This is a genomic window from Sphingomonas bacterium (assembly GCF_903644135.1).
GTDB lineage: Bacteria > Pseudomonadota > Alphaproteobacteria > Sphingomonadales > Sphingomonadaceae > Sphingomonas.
The window spans coordinates 1-4481 of sequence record NZ_CAHJXA010000240.1; the positions used below are offsets into that span (position 1 = coordinate 1).

General features: G+C 68.1%; 5 protein-coding genes and 1 pseudogene. 3 read left to right on the forward strand and 3 right to left on the reverse strand.

Features of this window, described 5'->3' with window-relative positions:
* Both HUU96_RS11875 and xylA read left to right on the forward strand, forming a co-directional pair.
* Positions 1 to 531, forward strand: a 531-nt coding sequence (locus HUU96_RS11875) for a xylulokinase (protein ID WP_254605204.1), incomplete at its 5' end; no start/stop codon positions are given.
* Positions 531 to 1838, forward strand: a complete 1308-nt coding sequence (gene xylA / locus HUU96_RS11880; protein ID WP_174292994.1) for a xylose isomerase — start codon at positions 531 to 533, stop codon at positions 1836 to 1838. The genes HUU96_RS11875 and xylA, both read left to right, overlap by 1 nt.
* 297 nt (positions 1839 to 2135) lie before the next feature.
* Here xylA and HUU96_RS11885 read toward each other — a convergent pair whose 3' ends face one another.
* From HUU96_RS11885 to HUU96_RS15160, 3 genes and pseudogenes are all read right to left on the reverse strand, one after another.
* Complete coding sequence (locus HUU96_RS11885; protein ID WP_174292995.1) at positions 2136 to 2327, reverse strand: hypothetical protein; 192 nt, start codon at positions 2325 to 2327, stop codon at positions 2136 to 2138.
* A 96-nt stretch (positions 2328 to 2423) separates the two neighbouring features.
* Positions 2424 to 3059: a LysR substrate-binding domain-containing protein gene (locus tag HUU96_RS11890; protein ID WP_254605205.1), complete on the reverse strand. Its 636-nt coding sequence runs from the start codon at positions 3057 to 3059 to the stop codon at positions 2424 to 2426.
* 75 nt (positions 3060 to 3134) lie between these two features.
* Positions 3135 to 3383: pseudogene (locus tag HUU96_RS15160) on the reverse strand (LysR family transcriptional regulator); the annotation flags it as partial.
* Positions 3384 to 3427: 44 nt separating this feature from the next.
* On the opposite strand from HUU96_RS15160, the gene HUU96_RS11895 reads away from it, so the two are divergent.
* Complete coding sequence (locus HUU96_RS11895; protein WP_174292997.1) at positions 3428 to 4351, forward strand: aspartate aminotransferase family protein; 924 nt, start codon at positions 3428 to 3430, stop codon at positions 4349 to 4351.
* The last annotated feature ends 130 nt before the right edge of the window (positions 4352 to 4481 follow it).

Genomic DNA, 4481 nt, shown 5'->3' on the forward strand with positions numbered 1-4481 from the left:
GCGGGACCGGCCGAGCTGTTCGCGCGCGCCGAGGCGGCGAGGCCGGGCGCGGGGCCGGAGCTGTTCCTGCCCTATCTGTCGGGTGAGCGCACGCCACACAACGATCCGCTGGTGCGCGGTGCGTTCCTGGAGCTGGACCACGAAACCGATGCCGGCCGCCTCGCACAGGCGGTGCTGGAGGGCGTCGCCTTCGCGCTGGCTGACGGACTTGCCGCGCTGCGCGGTGCCGGCACCGAGGTCGAGCGGCTTGCGGTGATCGGCGGCGGTGCGCGGTCGCGTTATTGGGGGCGGATCATCGCGGCGGCGCTGCGCACGCCGCTGGTCTATCTCGACGGCGGCGAAGTCGGCCCCGCGCTGGGCGCGGCGCGGCTCGCCCAGCTCGCGGTCGACGGCGGCGATCCGGCAGAGGTGTGCCTGCCGCCTCCCGTTGCTGGGATCGTCGAGCCCGACGTCGCGCTCGCCGACCAACTCGCCCCTAAATACGCCCGCTTCTGCGCAGCCTATCCGCGCATCGCCCCGAGGAGCCATTAATGACGACCAACGCCTTCGCCGATCTCGGCCCAGTCCGCCACGCCGGACCCGATGCGACCGAGGACCTTGGCTATCGCTGGTACGACAAGGATCGCATCGTGCTTGGCAAGCGGATGGAGGAGCACCTGCGCTTCGCGGTCTGCGCGTGGCACGGCTTCTGCTGGCCGGGGTCGGACGTGTTCGGTGCGGGCACGTTCGACCGTCCATGGCTGGCGGGTGCGAACGACGCCACGGCGGCGGCGGCCAAGCGCTCGGCGCTGTTCGACTTCACCCAGCGGCTCGACGTGCCGTTCTACTGCTTCCACGACGTCGACATCATGGCCGATGCCGACGGCATCGCCGATTTCCGCCGCAACTTCGCCGAGGCCGCGGACGATCTGGAGCGGCTGCAAGGCGAGACCGGCCTCCGGCTGCTGTGGGGCACCGCCAACCTGTTCAGCCATCCGCGCTACATGGCGGGTGCCGCGACCAACCCCGACCCGCAGGTGTTCGCCTGGGCCGCCAGCCAAGTGCGCGACGCGCTGGAGGCGACACACCGGCTCGGTGGAGCGAACTACGTGCTGTGGGGCGGGCGCGAGGGCTATGAGACGCTGCTCAACACCGACATGGCGCGCGAACTCGACCAGCTCGGCCGCTTCCTGAGCCTCGTCGTCGAGCATAAGCACCGCATCGGCTTCAGCGGCACGATCCTGATCGAACCCAAGCCGATGGAGCCGACCAAGCACCAGTACGACCGTGATGTCGCGACCGTGTTCGCCTTCCTGCAGCGCTACGGGCTGGACACGGAGGTGAAGGTCAACATCGAGGCCAACCACGCGACGCTCGCCGGGCACAGTTTCGAGCACGAGATCGCGACGGCCGCGGCGTTCGGCATCTTCGGCTCGATCGACGCCAACCGCGGCGACCCGCAGAATGGCTGGGACACCGACCAGTTCCCCAACTCGGTCGAGGAGATGACGCTGGCGATGCTGGAGGTGTTGCGCGCCGGCGGGCTGACCACGGGCGGATTCAACTTCGACGCGAAGGTACGGCGCCAGTCGATCGACCTCGCCGACCTGTTCCACGCCCATGTCGGCGCGATCGAAGTGGTCGCGCATGCGCTACTGCGTGCTGCGGCGATCATCGAGGACGGGCGGCTGGATGCGTTCAAGCGCGAGCGTTACGCCGGCTGGGGCGATGCATTCGGACAGGAGATCGTACCACTCGACCTTGCCGCTCTCGCCGATCTCGCCGCCGCGCGAAGTCTCGCGCCGCCGCCGCGTTCGGGTCGGCAGGAATGGCTGGAGAACCTGCTCAACCGCTTCTGAGGTCGCGAATCCGCGGTGCGTCTCAGCGTCATCGGCAGCGGCACAGATGCGACTTTCGGCCGAACGTCGCATCGGCCGCGCGGAAGGTGATGCGGCCCCTCTCCACCCGGCACCGTTCTGTATGGCACCGCCCGCCCGTTGGCGAACCCGGCGGGCGTTGCCGCAACCGCTTGGTAGCGCAGCGACGCCGGCGCGAGTTCGAGACGTTGGCCTCCTGCGTGATCGGCCCGGCCGTCCCGCCCGGACGACGACCTGTCACCCCCGGCGAACACCGTGTGACTGCTACCGATGGCGGACTTACGCGAGGCGCGTCGCCGTTGCCGACCCCTTCAGATGCCCGGCGCCTCGAACCGCGAAGTGGACCAGATTGTCGACAGTCGGCACGATGCTACCCCGGCGGTCTAGCACGGACACCGTGAAGAAGGTGGCGTGCGAGTCGGACGGAACAGGCTTGCGGCCAAGCCTGCGGCCGTTCGCGAGCAGCTTCACCTCGCCCGTGTTGGAATAGGTTCAGGAATCGATACAAACGCCACCACGGTTACGCGCTATAATTTATCATCTAATTGCCGATGCGACTTAGCTAGATTAGGACGCGATCGTCATTGATCGCGCTTCGGCCAGTACCCAGTCGCGGAACCGCTGGAAACGACGATCGTCCAGCCGGTCGGGCGGATAGACCAGCCAATAGGCTCCGGGTGTCGCCGTACTGCTCGGCAGAGGAGCGACCAGCGTGCCGGCGGCCATTTCGGGCTCGATCAGGAAGCTGGGCAGGAGCGCGGCGCCGACGCCCGCCGCGGCAGCCTGCGCGAGCATCAGGAAATGCTCGAAGATCAGGCCTACGGGATCCACCGGCGGTGCGATCCCGCGCTCGGCGAGCCAGTCGCGCCATGCGCCGCGCCGCGCGGCCTGCGACAGAAGCGGAAGGGAAGCGAAATCGGCCTCGCTACGGATCGGGTGCGTCGCGAGCAGCCCCGGCGCGAGGACCGGGATCGCCCGCTCCCGAAACAGCAGGTCGTGCGCCGCCCCCGGCCAGTCGTCATTACCGAAATGGACGGCGGCGTCATAGCCATCCTCGGCCAAGTCGAACATGTCCGCGCGTGCGGCAAAACTGATGACGATCTCCGGGTGCGCGACAGTCAGCGCCGGCAGGCGAGGCGCAAGCCAACGCATGCCGAAGCTGGGCAGCGTGGCGATGTTCAGCGGCCGGTCGGCATCGCTCACCATCGCCCGCCGGGTCGCGCGACGGATATCGGCGAGCGCCGGTGCGACCGCGTCCGCATAGCTGCGGCCCGCCGGCGTCAGCGTGACGCGCCGCCCCTGCCGCTCGAAAAGGCGCAGCTGGAGCCAGTCTTCGAGTTGAGCGATCTGGCGGCTGACCGCGCTTTGGGTAAGGCCGACAGCGGCACCGGCGCGCGAAAAGCTGCCGCTGTCGGCGGCTTGGACGAAGCTGGTTAGGATCGACATCGTTGGCAGCAATCGCCGGTCCTCGCGGTGAGCTTCCACATTCCCATCGCTCATCAACGACGCCCTTCTTTGCGTTTGCATGACGACAACGGCGGCTGCATTCGACGTAGCAGGAGGACAGCCGCATGACGAGCGATCATCTGATGACGGTCTATAACCGCGCGCCCTTGGCGTTCGTGCGCGGCGACGGTGCCTGGCTCTACGCCGAGGATGGCGAGGCGTATCTGGACTGTGTCGGCGGCATCGCCACCAACGCGCTCGGTCATTGCCACCCGCTGATGGTCGCGGCGCTGATCGAGCAGGCAGGCAAGTTGTGGCACGTGTCCAACATGTTCCGCATTCCCGGTCAGGAACAACTAGCCGAGCGGCTGACCAGAGCCTGCTTCGCCGACCGCGCCTTCTTCGCCAACACGGGCTCCGAAGCGGTCGAGTGCGCGCTGAAGACTGCGCGACGCTTCCATGCGCGACGCGGCGCGCCGGAGCGGATCGACGTCATCGGCTTCGCCGGCTCGTTTCACGGCCGCACCTATGCCGCGATCAATGCGTCGGGCAATCCCGACTATCTCGACGGCTTCGGCCCGCGGTTGCCCGGTTACGTCCAGATCGCGCTGGAAGATCAAGCCGGTTTCGAGGCTGCGGTGGCGGAGCCGAGCGTCGCCGCGGTGATCGTCGAGCCGGTGCAGGGCGAGGGCGGCGCGCGGGCGCTGTCGGCGGCCGACTTGCTGCGTCTGCGTCGGCTCTGCGACACGCATGGCGTGCTGCTGATCCATGACGAGGTGCAGAGCGGCATGGGGCGCACCGGCCGGCTGTTCGCGCACCAGTGGGTCGAGGGCACCGAGCCCGACATCATGGCGGTCGCCAAGGCGCTCGGCGCCGGCTTCCCGGTGGCGGCGTGCCTCGCGACCGAGACGGCGGCGAGCGGCATGACGCCGGGCGCGCACGGCACCACCTTCGGCGGCAACCCGCTGGCAATGGCGGTCGCAATCGCCGCGTTATCATCAGCCCAGGGCAGACCCAGCGACACCCATTTTTCAATCAGCGCGATCTGAGCGTCATTGAGGCGCTCTTTTGGCGGCATCTGCACATCCGGCATCGATTCCAGCTTCGACTGCAAAATGCCCAAGCGCAATTCATACGTCGTTGCATGGATATCCGCCACCAACCCCCAGCCAAGGCGCG